The following is a 16634-nucleotide window of genomic DNA, read 5'->3' on the forward strand; positions in this document are numbered from 1 at the left end:
CTGGTACCATAAGCCTGGTAGCTGATGAGGACAATTTGCCAAGAGGCAATAATGACACAGCTTCAGGAGATGCTGCTCAAAGCAATTTAACTGGTACATTGCCTGTTAATTTTGGTGCTGATGGTGCAGGTAGCATTGATTTTCAAGGTATGCATGGTCTGAGTGCTGTCATAGGGAATGATAACATTACTTACAACTGGAATGCTTCTACGAATACGTTGACAGCCTATCGAACAGGAGGAGCCTTAGGGGTTAACGATGTGTTTAAAATAGTAGTTAATCCGACAACAGGTCAGTATACTTTTACTCTGCTGGCTGCTATTAATCATCATGCTGTTGCTGATAATACCGAAGGATTGGTTGATCCATTTGTGAATCTTAATTATCGAGTTATTGATGGCGATGGGGATAGTGCAATTGGAACTCTAAAAGTAACGATTGATGACGATGTACCTAAAGCAATTACACCTAAAGAAGGTTTTGTAAGCAATAAGGCTGGTGTTGTTAAAGTATTTAATTTGGATTTGGATAGCAATATTGGAAATAATGTAGGTGCAGATCAGCCAGGTTCAATTCGGTTCATTAATGTGGTTGATGGTCAACAAGCGCAAGGAATTATTGATGGTGAGTTGGTTAATCTTACGACAGTTAATGGCCAGTTAATTAAGTTATACATATCAAATGATGGAATGATCATTACGGGCTCAACAGCTACAAGTGAGGCCGCTGTTAATTCAGGCAATACCGTATTCAAGGTCACTATGCTTCCAGACAATGATTACAACCTGGCAAATGACAAGTACAGTGTTGAAATGTTTGGAAAAATAGGTGTTATCAATACGGTTAATTTTAGTGATCTCACAGGAGACAGTCCTGCTGGAAATGTAAATTTCAAGATCATTTCTGATCAAGATTTTCCAGGTTACGAGATAATGATTACTCCCAAAGATCGAGTTAACCCAGTTGATACTAGTGGCGGTACGGTAAATAGTTCCAGCTCTGACATTGGTATTAGTAATCAATGGATTGATCAGGGTAGTGGGGACTCTGAAATATTGCGTCTTGATTATGGTCAGTTTGCTATTATCAATAATAACTTCGATATTGAAAAGCATTTCACAGTCAATGGGGCAAGCTTTGAGATACACCAAATTCAAGGTACTCCATCCAATAGAGCCAGTATCAATGTGAAAGCCTTTGATGCAGATGATGATAATCAATTAAACGATGATCCTCTGGATGCAATTACAAGAATTGTTATCTTTACCTCAAGCGGTGGAGTTGAGACTGTAATAGCGGATGTTACTTCTGATGCATCATTGGGTGGTATGACATTTGATTTTCAGGGTGCAAATGGGGTAAATATTATAGGTTTGGATGACGGATATCGTGTAAGAGCTTATACAAATGATGGATATAATCGGTTGGAAGTTGACAATATATCAAGTACCCCATTTTCTATTGGAGGGCTAGGAATACAATCTCTTATTGATACGGAGAAAGAAGTTAAAATGAATTATGATGTCCGACTCACTGACAGTGACGGCGACAGTGTAGATTCCAGTCTTGAAATTAATATTGTTCCCTCCTTGTTTAAAGTTGGGGAGAATATAAATGACACTTCTAATTCCAATGTGTCTCATAATGTAGGAGGAGATGTTGGTGTTATTGATGGAGGTCTTGGGGCTGATGTGCTGGTTGGAGATGTTGGCGGTGTTGATGTTAGCGAAAAAAGCTATAATTTGATTCTTATACTGGATACTTCAGGAAGTATGACAGCACAGATACCTTTTGGTGATAGTGGTTCAATTCAACGCATACAAGCATTAAAAAATTCTGTGAATGAACTTATAGATCATTTATCTGAAAGTAATGCACTAAACATTCGTGTTCATATAGTCCAATTCAATACACACGCTTCAACGGTAGGAACCTTTAATTTGATTCAAAATGGTTCTGTACAAGCAACTCAGGTGAATAATGCTCATAGTGGTGTTAACAATTTAACTGCAGGTGGTGGTACTAACTATGAAGCAGCTTTCATACAGGCTTTGAATTGGGTAAATAACAATGGACCGCTAGCTGCAAGCGACCTTGTCAATCAAGTGTTTTTCTTGTCCGATGGAGTACCTACTTATCACTATGCTGGCAATGGAACCACTACATTGGGCGGCAGCGGTTCCAGCGCCTCTTTTGATACTATTTTTCAACCATTGGGAAGTAGCAGCACTGGTGGCTCATCAGCTGATACTCAGAGTGAAGTGGCTCAACTTGAAGCGAGTTTTGGGCAAATACAGGCTGTTGGAATTAATCTTAATCCTAACACTATAGTATATAATCCTGCAGGCACTGCTAATGATCTGACGGCAGTTCAAATTTTGGATAAAATGGAAGGAAGCAACCCTTCAAGCCTAAGTGATAATATCAGCACCGCTGAACAATTAACAAATGTTTTAGCGGACTTATCGCCAATTAATGAACTAAAAGATGCTGGTGGTGATGTTATCGCTGGAAATGAGGAAGATGATATTCTTTTCGGAGATACGCTAAATACTGATAAATTGGCTGTGGATTCAGGACTCAATTTGTTTGATTTCCCTAAAGGTTCTGGTTGGGCTGTATTTGAAGAATTAGAGGCCAATCATGGATGGAGCAGGCAAGATACCTTAGATTATATAACGAATCATGCAGATGAACTTGGTATGGAAACAGTACTTTCTACTGGTGATACTCGTTCTGGTGGGCATGATACAATCAGTGGAGGCCAGGGAAATGATCGAATTTATGGTCAGGAAGGGAATGATGTCATAGATGCCGGTTCTGGGGATGATGTCATTGTGGGTGGAACCGGTAATGACACGCTAACTGGCGGATCAGGAGCTGATCAATTCGTGTTTTTCAGGGGACATGGAAGTAATAATGCAGGAACAGCTCCAACTGATATTATTACAGATTTTGAAGTGAATATCGATAAGATCGTCATTAATGCTAATAATATTATCGGCGTGTCAGTTTCTAATCCTGTAAGTAATCCTGATTTGAGTAAGACATATACTATTACAGTAAATTATTCTGATGCACCTAGCATTGAACACTTTAAGATGACATTATCCAATGGGGCTTTATTGAATGACTCTGGAAAGACTCATTTGAACGGTGTCGTTATAAGCGGCGGCACTGCTACAATTGATGGGACAATCGTTGGCGCGGTTTTGTATTTGGATCTGAATGCCAATAATCAGGAGGATGAAGGTGAGCGACTTGGTATTACCAATCAATATGGTCATGTGGAATGGGTCGTTGATCTCTCTAAATTCGATGTCAACGGTGATGGTCAGTATGTTATAGGCGAGGCTCGTGCTGTTCAAACCGGTGGTTTTGATATAGATACAGGTCTTAGCTATGAAATAAATCTTTACGGGCCAGTAGGTTCAGCAGTTATATCGCCCTTGACAAGCCTCTTGCAAGCGCAGCTAGAAGCCGGTATGGATTATGATACAGCTAATGCTGCCTTGGTTGCTCACTTAGGGTTACCAGAGGGAACACAAATTATTAGTTTCAATCCGATTACTGGTAGTGGTGAAGTCCTAGCTCAAAACGCAGGTGTAATGACAGCTGCCATTCAGTTTGCTGAAATAGCCGCAATACACTATTCAACCGATGAAGGTCATGTATCATTCGCTGTCTTTGAGGCAATTAGCAAGGCATTGCTTGAACTTCCTGAAGGGGTAGTCGCTGATTTTGGCGATGAGGGTTTCTTGCAGTCCATTGCAAATTATCTGGGATTAGATGCTCTGGTTACATCTGATATGATTGACTATATGGCAACCAGCCAGAAAGCGTTAGAGGCCAGTATTTTGACTCTTGCGCCCGGAGAAGATGCTCTGACGGCCATCAGCAAGATACAGCATGTGACCCAAGGTATATATGCCCAAGCTATTGAACTGGCATTGATAGGGTATTTGCCATTAGATGCTCTTAAAAACATGAGTGCTGTTCTTAAGGCTTATGCTGATGGAGATATTACGGATGAACAACTCAACTCCTTTGAAGACAAGCTTTCTGCTGTGATTGTGAATTGGGAAGATAACAATGTTACAGACACATCTCATCAGGCTACATTGCAAACAGAGCGAACTGTTGATGACTCCTCAGTCAAATCAGAGGTGAATCATGAAATGGCGCAAGAAGTTAATGCTGTGATTAATGATTTTATGGATGAGCATAATATTTCTCTGTACTATTATGATCAACAGGCTCAAATGGCCCAAGAAACACAAGAAGAACAGCCATTAGAGGCCCAGGCTGAAGAGACGGTCATGCATGACGACGTTGTTCAAGATCTGTTGCTTGATGATCATAGCCTTACCATGTTAGCTAATAATCCCGAATTGAATGGTGGTAATGGCAATGATGTTCTGCATGGAACTACCGGAAACGATTTTATAAGAGGCGGTCAAGGAAATGATACGATGACAGGTGGTGGCGGTGTTGATACCTTTTTCTGGTTAAGTGGCGACGATGATGGTGGTGTGGATACTATTACCGATTTCAAAGCAAATCCTGTTGATCAATCATCAGATGCCAGCGTCCTTAACTTAAGTGATTTGCTATCTGATGCGGATCTGGAAACCAATAGTTTGGATAATTATCTGAATGTTTCTACCACAGAAGAGGGTGACACAGCCATTAAAGTAGATCCTAATGGCAATGGAAATTTTGACGCTCCAGCGCAAACGATTATATTAGAAGACGTTGATTTAACAGCTGTTTTCGCTACCAACAATTCGCATGATATTGTGAATCAAATGATTGCTAATGGAAACTTGATAGTAGAACAGTAAGATGAACTCATTGCATTGGTGAATATGAAATTCACCAATGTTTTATGAGTTGGAAAATATTCTCGCGACATTTTTCTCTCTGCTATATACTCATGCGTTCATTCGATAATAAGCCTTACAATTCATTTCACGTTATTAAAATGATGAAAAAAGGCAAAAAACCCTATGGAGCAGTATCATGTCTAATCCTTATATCTTGGTTTTATACTATTCCCGCACTGGCTCAACGGCACAATTAGCTCAATATATTGCTCGTGGGGTGGAAAGTGTGTCTGGGCTTGAAGCCAGGTTACGCACTGTACCTCCTGTATCTACCACTTGCGAAGCGGTGGATAAGCCGGTTCCCGATGCTGGTGCAATTTATGTTTCCTTGGATGATTTGCGTCATTGTCATGGGTTGGCTTTAGGCAGTCCTACTCGCTTTGGTAATATGGCTGCTCCAATGAAGTATTTTTGGGATGGAACTACTTCTTTGTGGCTGGGTGGAGATCTGGTGAACAAGCCTGCTTGTGTGTTTTCTTCTTCAGCCAGTATGCATGGTGGACAGGAGACTACCTTAATCTCCATGATGATTCCTTTGTTGCATCATGGCATGATTTTATTGGGTGTTCCTTATACTGAACCCGCCCTAACCAGTACGCAGTCTGGTGGTACGCCTTATGGTGTAACCCATGTGGCTGGTGGTGATAATGAGAATCCATTAAGCCAGGATGAGATCACATTGGCTAAAGCGATGGGGGAAAGACTGGGACGTGTAGCAATGGGACTGAAGGTTTGAGAGGGTTTTGCGGTTTTGGAATGATGATGTCTTATTGAGAACTGAAGATGTGCTTGAGAGTATTGTCAGATGTTTAGAAGAATCATAAATTTGGTAGGATTAATATTTAACCGTTCAGTAATGACAGCGGAGTAGCCTAAGTAATGAAAGTAATTAGTTTTAACGCCAATGGCATACGCTCTTCTGCCCGTAATGGATTTTATGATTGGCTTGCAGGGCAGGATGTTGATTTTGTATGTATTCAGGAAACGAAATCGCAAGTAGAGCAATTAATCCCGGAAGAACTTTATTTTCCAAGGGATTATTTTTGTGATTATTTTGATGCTGAAAAGAAGGGCTACAGTGGGGTTGCCATTTATTCAAAATATAAACCCGTGCGTATTGTGAAGGGGTTGGGGTTTGATTATTGTGATAAAGAAGGGCGTTATATCCAATTTGATTATCCTAAATTAAGTGTGGTTTCTCTTTATTTGCCCTCTGGAACAAGTGGTGAAGAGCGACAAGAAGTGAAATATGCTTTTCTGGAGCAATTTGCCAGACACTTGATGAATTTAAAAAATGAGGGAAGAGAGTTAATTATTTGTGGTGATTACAACATCGCGCATAAAAAGATAGATCTAAAAAATTGGCGAGGAAACCAGAAAAACTCGGGATTTTTACCCGAAGAACGCGCCTGGATGGATGAGTTATTTGGTTCGATGGGGTTTGTAGATGCCTTTAGGGTACATAATCAGGAAGAAGAGCAATATACCTGGTGGTCTTATCGAGCTAGAGCCTGGGAAAAGAATGTCGGGTGGCGGATTGATTATCAGGTGATTACGCCTGGTCTGACTGAATATGTCGCGGACAGCCGAATTTTTCGCGAAGCACGTTTTTCGGATCATGCCCCTTTAATGATTGAATACAAGGGAGACTGGTGTGTTTAAACTCGCTAGCTGGAATGTTAATTCATTAAAAGTCCGTCTGGAACAGGTTTTGCAATGGCTTGAGTCTTCACAAGTTGATGTGCTTGCCATGCAGGAGACTAAACTGACTGATGAGAACTTTCCTGTTGCTTCATTTACAGACAAAGGGTACCACGTCATTTTTTCAGGTCAGAAAACTTATAACGGAGTGGCCATTATTAGTCGATATCCTATGACAGATATTCAAACCGATATTCCAGAATTGGAAGATCCCCAGCGGCGTATCCTGGCTGCTACGGTAAAAGGAATCAGATTGATTAATCTTTATGTGCCCAATGGTGGAGAACTGACTTCAGACAAGTACCAATATAAACTGGATTGGTTAAACAAAGTAACTCGTTTCATTCAACATCAGTTAAGCATTTATTCTAAAGTAGCAGTTGTGGGTGATTTTAATATTGCGCCTGAAGATAGGGATGTCCATGATCCAGTTGAGTGGGAGGGTTATGTTTTGGTCAGCCCTGCTGAAAGGCAAGCATTCATGAAGATACTTGAATTGGGTTTACATGACAGTTTCCGTAACTTTGCTCAGGAAGAAAAGGCGTTTAGCTGGTGGGATTATAGAGCCGCAGCATTCCGACGTAATCGTGGTTTGCGCATTGATCATGTGCTATTGAGCCATGAATTAAACGCTTTATGCCGACAATCCAAAATCGATAAAGAACCAAGAAAAGCAGAGAGGCCTTCCGATCATGCGCCGGTTTGGGTTGAGTTAGAATTATAAATGTCTGAGGTGTTTGAGAAAAAATTGCTTTATGAGATCATTTCTGCTATTGTTTTGACTCATTTGTGTAGAGTATGGTGCTTGGCAATAGTGTCCAGGTGGCGATACTTATTTGAAACTAGAAGAGAGTGGTATTATGAAAGCATCAGTTCATCCTGATTATCAAACAGTTAAAGTAACATGCAGCTGTGGTGAAGTATTTGAAACTCGTTCTACTTTGTGTAAAGATTTGAACATAGAAGTTTGTTCAATGTGCCATCCTTTTTATACAGGAAAACAAAAGTTGGTTGATACTGGTGGCCGTGTTCAGAAATTCCGTGACAGGTATAATATGCGTACTGGGCAAGCCAAATCAAAAGAATAATATTTTAATTTTTGAGTTTTTAACAAAGGCACAAATTTTTTGTGCCTTTTCTCTAAGAGAGGATTAAAAATTCAAATTTTTGATATGATGTTTTCACCGCGTGATCTGAAATAGAGAGTATGCACTTTGGATAATGAAGTAATAAAGCAGCGGGCATTGGATTATCATGAGTTCCCTGTTCCAGGGAAACTCTCTGTTCATCTTACAAAATCGACTAATTCCCAGGACGATTTGTCTTTGGCCTATACACCTGGTGTTGCTGCTCCAGTTTTAGCCATAGCTGAAGCGCCCGAAAATGCTTATCGTTTTACCAGCAAAGGCAATCTGGTTGCGGTGATGACCAATGGCACTGCAGTGTTAGGTTTGGGAAATCTTGGGCCTTTAGCGAGTAAGCCTGTGATGGAAGGCAAAGCGGTATTATTTAAACGATTTGCCGATCTTGATGTCTTTGATATAGAAATCGATGCAGAGGATCCTCAGTCTTTTATTGCTACTGCAAAACGCATTGCCCCAACTTTTGGTGGCATAAATCTTGAAGACATCAAAGCTCCGGAGTGTTTTGAAATAGAACAAGCTTTGATTGAGCAGTTAAATATTCCTGTATTCCATGATGATCAGCATGGTACTGCGATTGTAGTTGCAGCTGGTTTGTTAAATGCTTTGGAACTACAGAACAAGAAATTAAGTGACATTAAAATTGTCTGCATGGGTGCTGGAGCTGCTGGTATTGCTTCTATGCGACTCCTTGTGGCATTAGGGGCCCCAAAAAGTAATATGCTTCTTCTGGACACGAAGGGAGTTATTCATTCAGGCCGCGAGGATTTAAATCCTTATAAGTTTGCTTTTGCCAGAAATACATCCTGTCGTACACTTGAAGATGCTTTGGTCGATGCCGATGTGTTTATTGGCGTTGCAAGGCCAGATTTGCTGAATGCGCATTTATTAAGTTTGATGGCGCCCAATCCAGTGATTTTTGCTTTATCTAACCCTGATCCTGAAATCAAACCTGAATTGGCTCATAGTGTACGTAAAGATCTGGTGATGGCAACAGGACGAAGTGATTATCCTAATCAAGTTAATAATGTATTATGTTTTCCTTATATTTTTCGTGGTGCGCTAGATGTTCGTGCCACTTGCATTAACCAGGCCATGCAAATTGCAGCTGTTGAAGCCATTCGTCAATTGGTGCACGAGCCTGTTCCTCTGGTAGTGAAGGACAATTACCCAGGAGTTGTGAATTGGGATTTTGGACCTGACTATATTATTCCAAAGCCTATCGATCCTCGCTTAAAAGAGAGGGTTCCTGCTGCTGTAGCGAAAGCTGCAATAGCCAGTGGCGCGAGTCAATTTAATAATTTATAAGGTAATAAATTCACCTTGTAGAAGTAAGCAGTTTAGGTCTTAATAGCGTTTAAACGAAGGATATCTTGGAAAATTCTGTAAAGCCACCAGCTGGTTTGCAGAGAGATTGCAAGATGAGCTTTTATGCGCTTACAAGATATGCTGGGATGCAGAAATGGGAACTAAGACAGGATTTAAAAATACTTGACTAATTGTTAAGGAGATAATTTTGCATACTGAAAACCGAACTAACTATGCAATGATAGGATGGCTACTTTGTGGGCTGGGAGCAATATTTTATAGTTATGAGTATTTGTTACGCATCGCACCAAGCGTAATGGAAAACGCGTTAAGGACTCATTTTAATTTATCGGCGTCTGGTTTTGGCTTCCTTTCTTCCATTTATTATCTAGCCTATGTTCCTATGCAATTGCCAGTTGGGGTTTTATTGGACAGGTATGGGCCGAAAAGACTACTAACAATGGCTTGCTTGGTATGTGTTATTGGAACGTATATGTTTACGGGGACAACTATTTTTTGGGTAGCTGCAACAGGTCGTTTTTTAGTTGGATTTGGATCTGCTTTCGCCTTCGTCGGTGTTTTAAAGATCGCAACTCTTTGGCTGCCTGAAAATCGATTGGCTATGATCTCTGGTATGACGTCGGCACTAGGCCCCATCGGTGCTATGCTGGGCGATAACTTTCTGGAATTATTCATCGTTAAGATGGGTTGGGTTAAGACACTTAACATGACCGCAGCTTTTGGTATTGTATTGACTTTAGTTTTGTGGGTTGGGATCAGGGACAGGAAGGGACAGCACAGGCAAAGCGGTACAGTTCCCACTCTTAAGAAGGGGTTAGTCGATCTGGGAATTATTATTACCAGCCGACAGATATGGGTTAATGGAATGTATGGTTGTCTGGTTTATCTGCCAACTACGGTTTTTGCAGAGTTGTGGGGTATTCCCTATTTACACCATGCCCATGGTTTAACTACCCAAGCGGCAGGATTAGCTAACTCTGTACTATTTTTGGGATTTATTATTGGTGCTCCAATAATGGGATATATTTCGGATCGTTTGTATCGACGTAAATTCCCAATGCTAATTGGGGCTAGCGGCGCTGCAATTGTCATGATGATGATTTTATATTTGCCAGGATTAAATGAATCCAATATTCAGGCTTTAATGTTTTTATTAGGATTACTTTATAGCGCCCAAGCTATAGTTTTTGCTGTGGGCAGAGAGCTGAGCCCTGGTGAGGCAGCGGGAACAGCAATGGCGGTGACTAATATGATAGTCATGCTTGGTGCAATGTTTTTGCAGCCGTTGGTAGGGCATTTATTAGACTTCAGCTTATCAACTCATTTAACTGATACCACTGGTATTGTTGTGGATAACATGAGTAAACTATATACCGTAGATGATTATCAGTTTGCCTTATCCATTATTCCATTAGGTATATTGATAGCGGCCATTTTAACTTTCTTTCTAAAAGAAACTCATGCAAAAGCACCTAAATAATATGACTACTAAAAAACAACTTTCATATGGCGTCCTGGTTTGTTTTATCGGGGCTGTTTTTTACTGTTATGAATTTATTCTCAGAATTGTTCCGGGAGCTTTACAAACAGAGCTAAGTACAGCTTTGGGACATATTTCTGCTACCACCTTTGGACAAATTTCAGCCCTGTATTATTTTGCATATTCACCTATGCAAATGCCTGTAGGGATGTTAATGGATCGCTATGGGCCGAGACGACTTTTGACTTTTGCCTGTTTGTGTTGTGCCTTGGGCTCGTGGATGTTTACTCTGACCTGGTCAATTGTGCTGGTTGGAATTGGTCGATTCCTGGTGGGATTTGGCTCATCCTTTGCTTTTGTTGGTGTCTTATCTCTGGCTTTGCATTGGCTGCCACGTCGTTATTTTTCTTTAGTGGCTGGTTTGATTACTACGCTAGGTATGCTAGGACTGGTTTATGGCGAAATCAAAATAACTGAATGGTCAGAGGTCATAGGCTGGGATCATGTCTTAATGCACATTGCGATGATTGGTTCTGCGCTGTGTATCTTAACTTTCTTTGTTGTTAGAGATGGCCCAGAAGGATATCAACCCAACAAATATCCTTGGCCCGAGTTTTTTCATAATGTGCTTAAGGTACTGACGTCCCATGAAGTGTGGCTTATTGGGTTTGTTGGAGCCTGCCTTTATACTTCATTATCAGTATTTGGAGAGTTGTGGGGTAAAACCTATTTGGAGCAAGCACATCATTTAACCAAAGTAGAAGCCGCAAAAACTGTTTCTGCTGTTTTTCTTGGGTGGGCGGTAGGAGCCCCCTTGGCTGGGTACATATCCGACATTACCCGCAGACGATTGTTGCCTTTGGTGATTGGTGCGATAGTTTCATTAATATGCATTAGTTTTGTTTTGTATTGCCCTGGCCTATCCTATCTTACCTTGAACATATTGCTATTCTTGTATGGTGTTTTCAGTGCAACTGAAATTATAGTTTTTATTATGGCTAAGGAATGTAGTGGAGCCAAATTATCAGGAACGGTTTTTGCAGTAACCAATATGATTATTTCTTTGGCTGGTGCTATTTTTCAACCGCTCGTAGGGAAGTTACTGGATACATTTGGCGACAGCGGTATAGTGGCAGGGGAACATATCTATACGGTTGATGATTATCAAGTGGCTCTTTCGATATTACCTATTTCATTACTTTTGGTAACTATTCTGGCTTTCTTTATTAAAGACAAAGACCATTCCAATAACTCTTAATCTTGTGATAAAGACTCTTTTTTGTCTTTGTCAAGATGGACAGTTGAATACTGCGACTAGCTCTTTAACCGGCAGTCGCATCTCACTTCTGCAGCTTATCCAGCGAGATACATAGAAACTCTTTATTTGTGCTTTTTTATAATGATGTCGCGTAAATTCAGTATCATGATTCGATATGATGACAGGAATCCCTTTGGAGGCTGTTTCCTGGGCCAATTCAGCCAACTCAATTTGATCTTCTAAAGAAAATAATTTTTGGTTATAGGGTAATGTTTGATTGTTTTCGGTCAGTGGCACATAGGGTGGGTCACAGTAAATGACATCACCGGGTTCAGCTAAGGCAAAAGTGTTTCTAAAATCGCCGTGAATGAACTGTGCTGAAAGGCATTTTTTATAAAACAGCATCATTTCCTTACGTGGAAAATAAGGTTTTTCGTAAAGTCCAAAAGGGACATTATATTTTCCTTTTGAATTGTATCGGCACAAACCATTATATCCATGCCGATTAAGATAGAGAAAAACCGCTGATTTTTGATTTGAATCCATTAAATTATTAAATTCTCTTCGCAATTCATAATATTTTTCTTTGCAATTGGCTTCGGGGGTAAAGTATTGCTGGCAATAGTCTATAAAGGATTCACCATCCAATTGTAGAATTCTATAAATATTAACCAAATCAGAATTGCTTTCAGCCAGTAGGTAAGATGAATAGCTGGTGTTCATAAACACCACGCCTGAACCTGCAAATGGCTCTATTAAACGCTGGCCAGTGGGTAAAGAAGAGATAATTTCATTTAAACAATTGTACTTACTTCCTGCCCATTTCAGAAAAGGTCTGATTTTTACCATAACTTATAAAATCAATATTTTAGGATGAAGTATCTCTTATTTTCAGGATAAAGAACAGGATAATTAATACATGATCGCAATGATAAGCAAACCAATGGCGATAAATCCTATAAGGCTTAAAGCTGGATTTCCTCCAGGAATCAAATGAGTTTCTGATGGAGATTGGCTACAGGTTTGTCTTCCTTTCCATGCCATGATAGAAGGTAATAACAGCAGTAAAATGACACAACAAACCCCGGCATAACTTAATGCATGCAGGTAGATACCCGGGTTAAACAACACCACGGCCAGTGGAGGGATAAAAGTGAGAGCCAGCGTATACTTGCCTTGATTACCAGATTTTTTAAGCTTTAATCCATCAGCAAGAAAATCAAATAATCCTAATGAAACTCCCAGAAATGCAGTAACCATACAGATAGAAGTGAAAAACCCAAAAAATCCACTGATCCACTGGCTGCTTACCGATTGACTAAGTGCTTCAGTGAGGCCGCTGGTTGCATGATCTGAGTTCATTAGGGACAATAAACCATTTTCTCCGTCGCGTGAGATAACGCCCATAATCACTGCATCCCAGACTATGTAGCAGAATAATGGGATAAGAGAACCAAACAAAATAACTCGACGTAAGCTACGTATATCATCGTTAAAATAATCACGTAAGCTCGGCACGATGGATGCAAATCCAAAAGAGGTGACCAAGATCATGAGAGTGCCAGTAAAGGCTTTCGCTGAGCCGCCTGTTAATCCTGCTGTGGATACATGGGGACTGATAATGATAACCAATAAAATATAGACGCCCAGTTTGCCAAACATAAGTCCACGATTAACGTAGTCTACAGAGCGTATACCACTATATACAATAAGGCTGAACATGGCAGTAAATATTACAGACGTTATCCAATTCGGTAAATCAATGTGGGCCTTATGCAGCAGACTGCTAAATACATCACTTCCACCTGAAATATAAGCCGCCAGGAGGGTATAAAGAAGAAGAAGGTAGGTTATCCAGGCAATTACCTGACCTGGCAGACCCAAGGTTGATTTCGCCATTGAAATCATGTTGCTTCCTGCCGGGAGTCGCAGATTTACCTCAAGAATTAATAAAGCTCCAGCGGTCATCACCAACCAGCAAAAAAACAGGAAAAATAATGAGTTAGTAAATCCCACCTCGGCTGTAGAAACAGGTAGCGCTAGCATCCCACCACCAATCGAAGTGCCTACTATGAGTAATATACCACCAATTAATTTTGAATTGATCACGAAGTATAACCCAAAAAACAGTACAAATACAGAACAAAATGATACTTTGTTCCTCAAAAAAAGTCAACTTCCTTATTGTAGACCTCAATCATTTTCTTTTCGCAAATGACCTGGCGTTCAATTTATACATCCTGTTTATCAGGTTTTAATGTTTTATTGCTATCAAAGTAAAAATAACGCCAGTAATAACATTAATCATTTTTATTTAAAAAGCGCAATAAATTCATGTGCCAATAAGACTACAGAAATAATAATCACTGCGAACTGTGATATTTTACCTCCTGGAACCCAAAAGGGTGATTTGTAACGCTTTCTGCCAAAATAACACATTAGGGCTGGCAATAATAGTAGTAATATGATGCAAAATATACCGGCGTAGCGCAGAGCATAAATATAAGCCCCTGGATAATAAATGACGATTAGTAAAGGCGGCAAAAAAGTCAAAACAAATAAGCCAATCCCATGGCGGCCTCGCTCTCGCAATTTTAAGCCATCAGCAAGAAAACTAAATAAACAAAGTGATACACCTAAGAAGGCAGTTAACATGCAAATGGAGGTAAAAAAATTAAAGAGGGCACTGATTATGGTATTTTCAACTTTATCAGTTAACAAACTGGCTAACGCGCTGGTTGTACGCGGATTTTGCATTAGACTTTCAAGTCCGCTAGTGCCTGCTGAAGGGAGTGAACCAATAATTACGGCATCCCAGGCTATGTAACATATCAAAGGTATTAATGATCCAATAAAAATGACTTTTTTTAATGTCTTAATGTCATCATCAAAATAATCTCTCAGATTTGGCACGATAATAGCAAAACCAAAGGAAGTAATTAAAATCATAATTGCGCCACCAATTTGTCGATAATCACCATGTTGAAAATAGTGAAATTCGATGTGTGGGGCAATCAGGATAACAAGTATGCAGTAAACGGCTAATTTACCGAACATGAGAGCGCGGTTAGCAACATCGACGGAATGGATGCCACCATATACCACCAGGCCAAAAATTAAAGTAAATAACGAACTTGCCTGCCAATCACTGAGATGCCAATTGACTTTGGACAATAGACTGTTCAATACATCAGCGCCACCGGAAATATAAGCGGAAAGCAAGGTATACAATAAGAAAAGGTAACTAATCCAGGCAGTAAGTAACCCATAATCGCCCAGAGTTGCCTTGGCCATGGAAACCATGTGTTTTCCTCTGGACAAATAGAGATTTGCTTCCAGGATGAAAAAGGCACCAAAGGTCATAAAAGCCCAGCAGATAAGAAGAAACAGAGAAGATTGCCAAAAACCGGTTGCTGCATTAGCTACTGGTAGAGCCAACATCCCTCCACCAATGGAGGTACCAACTATCAATAAGATGCCGCCTATAAATCTCGAACGCATTAATAAACCTTTATTTTACATAAGCCATTTGTGGTTGTGGAGGTTGAGCCGGGCTTGTAAACCACTGGATCTCGATTCTTCTGTTCTGAGCGCTTCCATGAATAATAGCATTGTCAGAAATTGCATTCTTATCTCCATAGCCTTCTGCTTTTAGTCTTTTGGCTGCAATACCATTAGCCCAGAGAAAAGTCATCATTGTTTCAGCTTGCGCTTGAGAAAGTTTTCTCTTATGGCTGCGTGATCCGACATTATCAGTAAATCCGGCAACATAAATCGTACTTTGAGGATAAAAATTTAACAGCCTGATGACATTGTTTAGGCCAGGATAGCATATTTCATTAAGGCGAGGGCTGCTAAACATGAAATATTTGTCTGTAGGAATAATTAATGTTCTTGTATCTCCATATTCAACATACTGAATATCCTGCTTTTGCAGATCTCTGATGATTTTGCGTTTGCTGTCACGGTAGATACTCGCAACCAGACCTACGGTACCACCAGCCGCTGCCCCAATAAGAGTTCCTGAAGCAGTACCACTGGCTATTACCCCAGCTACAGCACCAATCCCTGTATCTACTCCTACTCTCTTAACAGCTCGTCTATCGGGTTGAAAGTTGTTATAAGGGGGATGAAAGCAGCCCGCAAGAAAGCAAATCATTAATCCATAACCAAGGATTCGTGTTTTGGCTAATTTGCGTGACATATCCACTCCTTTAATCAATGATTTAATCATTATTAAGCATCTCATTAAATTTCGCAATCTAACACTTTATATTTTTACAGGACGTATAAAAAATAATTTTCTTCGTCTATAATTGAAATAGTCAAGGAAGAAACAGAGTGATGCACTGTGAAAGGAAATTCAGTGTGCTCACTAGCCCAAATGCAAGGAGCGGTATGCCTGGCTCATTACCCGGGTTACCGAAAAAGCTATGAAAATTCCAGTCCAACTCAAAAATATAGGCGGTAATATCCCAGAAAATGATATTGCTTTGCAAGTTTCTTATTTTATTAAATCTCAAAATGACGAATTGCTTCCCCAAAGTGACGCTTATATTGCTCCAGCTTCAGGCAAGATTGATGTCAGCTTTGCAAATAATCTCGCGCGAAATAAGGATGTTTTCTTTGCTGTAATCAATAATGCAGACAAGAAAATAATTTTGCTGAATGTTAAGGATGATAATTTGGTTTGATATGGGCATCCAGAATCAGGTAATGCAACTCTATGTTTATATGAGATACACCCTTTAGGGGTAAAGTGTCTGTGTAAATTTGGCTCCATTCCCTAACGGCCCTAGCTCTGATTATTAACCAGTATCAACTTGCTCTATGTCCCC

Annotated in this window: 14 protein-coding genes; 10 read left to right on the plus strand and 4 right to left on the minus strand. The window is 40.1% G+C overall.

Annotation, left to right across the window (positions count from 1 at the left end; all coding sequences use genetic code 11):
- From OQI99_RS16145 to OQI99_RS00050, 9 genes are all read left to right on the plus strand, one after another.
- Positions 1–4844 (plus strand): type I secretion C-terminal target domain-containing protein (locus OQI99_RS16145; protein ID WP_322783686.1); only part of this gene is annotated, 4844 nt, incomplete at its 5' end.
- 178 nt (positions 4845–5022) lie between these two features.
- On the plus strand, positions 5023–5622 hold the full coding sequence (wrbA, locus tag OQI99_RS00015) for an NAD(P)H:quinone oxidoreductase (protein WP_265730960.1): 600 nt from the start codon (positions 5023–5025) through the stop codon (positions 5620–5622).
- Between the two features lie 7 nt (positions 5623–5629).
- Entirely contained in the window at positions 5630–5710 is an 81-nt protein-coding gene (locus OQI99_RS00020) for a hypothetical protein (RefSeq protein WP_265732329.1), read from the plus strand.
- A 55-nt stretch (positions 5711–5765) separates the two neighbouring features.
- Positions 5766–6548: an exodeoxyribonuclease III gene (locus OQI99_RS00025; protein ID WP_265730961.1), complete on the plus strand. Its 783-nt coding sequence runs from the start codon at positions 5766–5768 to the stop codon at positions 6546–6548.
- Positions 6541–7311, plus strand: a complete 771-nt coding sequence (xth, locus tag OQI99_RS00030) for an exodeoxyribonuclease III (RefSeq protein WP_265730962.1) — start codon at positions 6541–6543, stop codon at positions 7309–7311. Before OQI99_RS00025 ends, xth begins: the two co-directional genes overlap by 8 nt.
- Before the next feature lie 136 nt (positions 7312–7447).
- Positions 7448–7675 (plus strand): 50S ribosomal protein L31, encoded by a 228-nt coding sequence (gene rpmE, locus OQI99_RS00035; protein ID WP_010946387.1) that lies wholly within the window; start codon positions 7448–7450, stop codon positions 7673–7675.
- A gap of 126 nt (positions 7676–7801) precedes the next feature.
- Positions 7802–9037, plus strand: a complete 1236-nt coding sequence (locus OQI99_RS00040) for a malic enzyme-like NAD(P)-binding protein (RefSeq protein WP_265730963.1) — start codon at positions 7802–7804, stop codon at positions 9035–9037.
- A gap of 208 nt (positions 9038–9245) precedes the next feature.
- Entirely contained in the window at positions 9246–10538 is a 1293-nt protein-coding gene (locus tag OQI99_RS00045) for an MFS transporter (protein ID WP_265730964.1), read from the plus strand.
- Positions 10519–11796, plus strand: coding sequence for an MFS transporter (locus OQI99_RS00050; protein ID WP_265730965.1), 1278 nt, complete (start codon positions 10519–10521; stop codon positions 11794–11796). Before OQI99_RS00045 ends, OQI99_RS00050 begins: the two co-directional genes overlap by 20 nt.
- A gap of 30 nt (positions 11797–11826) precedes the next feature.
- On the opposite strand, the gene OQI99_RS00055 is transcribed toward OQI99_RS00050, so the two are convergent.
- From OQI99_RS00055 to cmpA, 4 genes are all read right to left on the minus strand, one after another.
- Complete coding sequence (locus OQI99_RS00055) at positions 11827–12645, minus strand: Dam family site-specific DNA-(adenine-N6)-methyltransferase (protein ID WP_265730966.1); 819 nt, start codon at positions 12643–12645, stop codon at positions 11827–11829.
- Positions 12646–12708: 63 nt separating this feature from the next.
- On the minus strand, positions 12709–13905 hold the full coding sequence (locus OQI99_RS00060) for an amino acid permease (protein WP_265730967.1): 1197 nt from the start codon (positions 13903–13905) through the stop codon (positions 12709–12711).
- A gap of 201 nt (positions 13906–14106) precedes the next feature.
- Positions 14107–15297, minus strand: a complete 1191-nt coding sequence (locus tag OQI99_RS00065; protein ID WP_265730968.1) for an amino acid permease — start codon at positions 15295–15297, stop codon at positions 14107–14109.
- A 10-nt stretch (positions 15298–15307) separates the two neighbouring features.
- The gene (gene cmpA, locus OQI99_RS00070) at positions 15308–16000 is read right to left on the minus strand and encodes a C-OmpA-like family protein CmpA (RefSeq protein WP_011213243.1); all 693 of its coding nucleotides are present in this window, start codon (positions 15998–16000) and stop codon (positions 15308–15310) included.
- Positions 16001–16229: 229 nt separating this feature from the next.
- Between cmpA and OQI99_RS00075 the strand changes: the two genes are divergently transcribed.
- A complete protein-coding gene (locus OQI99_RS00075) occupies positions 16230–16490 on the plus strand; it encodes a hypothetical protein (RefSeq protein WP_265730969.1) in 261 nt (86 codons plus the stop codon).
- Positions 16491–16634: the final 144 nt, after the last annotated feature.

The organism is Legionella sp. PATHC039, from assembly GCF_026191275.1.
Lineage (GTDB): Bacteria > Pseudomonadota > Gammaproteobacteria > Legionellales > Legionellaceae > Legionella > Legionella pneumophila.

Coding starts and splice junctions, on each gene's coding strand:
- cmpA (WP_011213243.1), bottom strand. CDS start 16,000: ATGTCACGCAAATTAGCCAAAACACGAATCCTTGGTTATGGATTAATG.
- OQI99_RS00075 (WP_265730969.1), top strand. CDS start 16,230: ATGAAAATTCCAGTCCAACTCAAAAATATAGGCGGTAATATCCCAGAA.
- rpmE (WP_010946387.1), top strand. CDS start 7,448: ATGAAAGCATCAGTTCATCCTGATTATCAAACAGTTAAAGTAACATGC.
- OQI99_RS00050 (WP_265730965.1), top strand. CDS start 10,519: ATGCAAAAGCACCTAAATAATATGACTACTAAAAAACAACTTTCATAT.
- OQI99_RS00055 (WP_265730966.1), bottom strand. CDS start 12,645: ATGGTAAAAATCAGACCTTTTCTGAAATGGGCAGGAAGTAAGTACAAT.
- OQI99_RS00065 (WP_265730968.1), bottom strand. CDS start 15,297: ATGCGTTCGAGATTTATAGGCGGCATCTTATTGATAGTTGGTACCTCC.
- wrbA (WP_265730960.1), top strand. CDS start 5,023: ATGTCTAATCCTTATATCTTGGTTTTATACTATTCCCGCACTGGCTCA.
- OQI99_RS00025 (WP_265730961.1), top strand. CDS start 5,766: ATGAAAGTAATTAGTTTTAACGCCAATGGCATACGCTCTTCTGCCCGT.